This window comes from Herbiconiux daphne (assembly GCF_024979295.1).
GTDB classification, from domain to species: Bacteria; Actinomycetota; Actinomycetes; order Actinomycetales; family Microbacteriaceae; genus Herbiconiux; species Herbiconiux daphnes.
The window spans coordinates 1-2,591 of the sequence record NZ_JANLCJ010000042.1 but is presented as its reverse complement, the minus strand read 5'-3'; the positions used below and the strand labels follow the sequence as shown (position 1 = coordinate 2,591).

Annotated in this window: 3 protein-coding genes; all 3 read right to left on the bottom strand. The window is 42.6% G+C overall.

Features of this window, described 5'->3' with window-relative positions:
- Window positions 1-111 precede the first annotated feature (111 nt).
- The 3 genes from N1032_RS22495 to N1032_RS22485 all read right to left on the bottom strand — a co-directional run bounded on the left by N1032_RS22495 (window position 112) and on the right by N1032_RS22485 (window position 2,489).
- Window positions 112-543: a hypothetical protein gene (locus tag N1032_RS22495; protein ID WP_259542527.1), complete on the bottom strand. Its 432-nt coding sequence runs from the start codon at window positions 541-543 to the stop codon at window positions 112-114.
- A 228-nt stretch (window positions 544-771) separates the two neighbouring features.
- On the bottom strand, window positions 772-1,686 hold the full coding sequence (locus tag N1032_RS22490; protein ID WP_259542526.1) for a TerC family protein: 915 nt from the start codon (window positions 1,684-1,686) through the stop codon (window positions 772-774).
- Window positions 1,687-1,934: 248 nt separating this feature from the next.
- Entirely contained in the window at window positions 1,935-2,489 is a 555-nt protein-coding gene (locus N1032_RS22485) for a hypothetical protein (RefSeq protein ID WP_259542525.1), read from the bottom strand.
- Window positions 2,490-2,591: the final 102 nt, after the last annotated feature.

Here is a 2,591-nt window from a genome sequence, read left to right as displayed (position 1 = left end):
ATTTTCTTCTCTACGCTCGCTACAGCGCCTTTGGCAGCATCACCGAATAACTTAGCAAAAAGGGACATTAATTTTCTCCCATATATTATAGTCAATCACAAAGAGCCACTGTTAAGGCACTTTATGGGCTTCGTAATACTTGATCATTACTTCTCTAACCTGCTTACACAACCGCAGGAATTTAGCACTTTCATCTGGCGTATTATAGGATAACTCTTCCCTTTCGATTTCAGAAAGTGCTTCCATAAATTTACGCTGACGATAGTAAGTAACTTCTGTCAATGCTTCTTGATCAGTTTGAAGCTGAGTCAGACGTTTATTCATCCGCTTTAAAGAAGTTTTTCTTTTCTTCTTTACTGGTTCAGCGACCACTGTTACTACTTCTGGTTCTGGTTCCAGTAATACTGTACGATACTTGTAACCAAACTGAACTTGATAAGGTACACACTTATGCGTCTTGGTATTACCGAAGATACGAAAATGTGTACGACAAGCGGCCATAGTAGGAAACAAAGTGCGGTTTTCTAAGATAACATCTTTCATGATCATCTCCGGTTAATATTATAAAGCATTCCAACATACACAAAGCACTCATTCAATAGAATGCTAAGTCTACAACGATATGAAGAAATGCTTGAAATATTAACAGAACTTTTTCAGCTTCTTGATATACTCAGTTCGTGAGTATAACTCTTGTGCGTCTTCATCATTATCGTAAGCACGATTGATATCGACCCACCACCTTTGGAACTCTTCGCACTGCTCAGCCGTTCAGGCTTCTTCGCTTTTTGCTGGGAATACCAGAGAAGAGACTACGCCCAGGGCCAGAAGTCCGATGACAACGCCAACGCTAAACAGAGGGCTAATATCAAGGCCCAATGGCTCGGCGATAAGCTTGATGCCAATGAATACAAGGACTGCAACAACGGCTTTCTCCAAGTGACAGAGGTGCTTCATCAGCGCTTCCAGCACAAAGAATAGAGCACGAAGGCCAAGCACAGCCATGAGCATGGCGGAATAGACAACGGCAGTATCTTTAGCCACAGCGATTACAGCCGGAACTGAATCGAAGCTAAACATAACATCTGACAGTTCAATAGTTACCGCAGCAAAGAACAGAGCGCCTGCTTTCGGGAACCATTTACGGGCCAGTTTGTTAAACCACATATTGTCATAATCATCTTCTTCATCCTCAGCCTCGTTAGCTGTCAGCATCTTCCAAGCAGACCAGAAGATAACCAGAGCAAACAGACAACTGATGATCAAGTGAAGAGTTATTTCGAAGCTACCAACCGTTGCCAGAATCGTTTCTGAGTTAAACAACCCAGCACCAACAGTGACAAAGATTGCGCGGAAGACAATAGCGCCTATGATGCCATACGTAAGCACCGTGTGCATATCTTCCTGCTTCTTGATCTTGTAATACGAGAATATCGCACTGAAGACCATGAGGTTATCAACAGAGAGAGCTTTCTCCATCGCATAACCGGCGAAGTACTGGCTTGCTGCTGCTGAACCCATTTCAAGGTAGATTAAACCACCCATAAGGATACCGCAGAGAATCCAGAACACAGACCAGAGAGAAGCGGTTTTAACGCTCATCTCATGCCCTTTCTTATGACCAAAGAAGTCAATAGCTAGGGCAGAACCACCAACTACCGCGAGGGTAGGATAGATAAGGTTCATTTCTTACCTTTATTGGTTAACTACTACAGTTGCTTGGACAGGGACAACCAGTTCTGACCGTGGCATTTGTAGAGCACAGTTAGTATTGAGGGAAACCACTACTACATTAGAAGTCCCACAACGAATAGCGCCTTCACTACACTGCTGATGTAATTTCAGGCATAAATGACCACCCCGATCATAAAAGGTAGTACCGTCTTCAAGGCTACCAAGCATCTTTTTGTTGCCTGGGCCATTGTCAACTATTTTCATGGCAACTCACCAGTTACATTGACTTCAATAGTAGTCGGAACGACTTCTACATCAGTGTGTAGATGACACAAACAACCATCTACCAAACGTAGCGCATTGTGAGTGTCACTATTAGTACGCTGATAAAGGGCTTGGTTATACCAGAACGGAGTACCTTTAGGTACATGGCGTAAGAAGAAAACTTTCTTTTCTTTTTTCGGACGTTTAATGATAACCGAATCCACTTGTTTCACTTCTGACACTTCCTTCTCCTTAATTTCAACCAAAGTACGCCAAGAGAAGATCTCTTTATCCGCATAATGAAGACGATCCCAGCTGCGATTACAGGCGAAGGAATTAATATGACAATTCGCTTTGAAAGAATTGCGTTCAATTCTCTTTCTGTAATTCCCGACATATTCGACAGTAACCTTATGCCTATAACCAGCTAGATCAGACAGCTCTACACTGACAATGCCGATGTGATACTGACCAGCCATCAGTTTGAACTTCTTACCAACATACTGATCGAGATTGTTGATGAAGTCGCGCTTCTTGATAGAAGTTGTCATAGGAACACCTTCTTCAGATGATCAAGACGTTTATTCAAACCATCTTTACCAACAGGAAAATTACAGAGAGCACCACCAATAACACCGCTCTCCATCATTTCC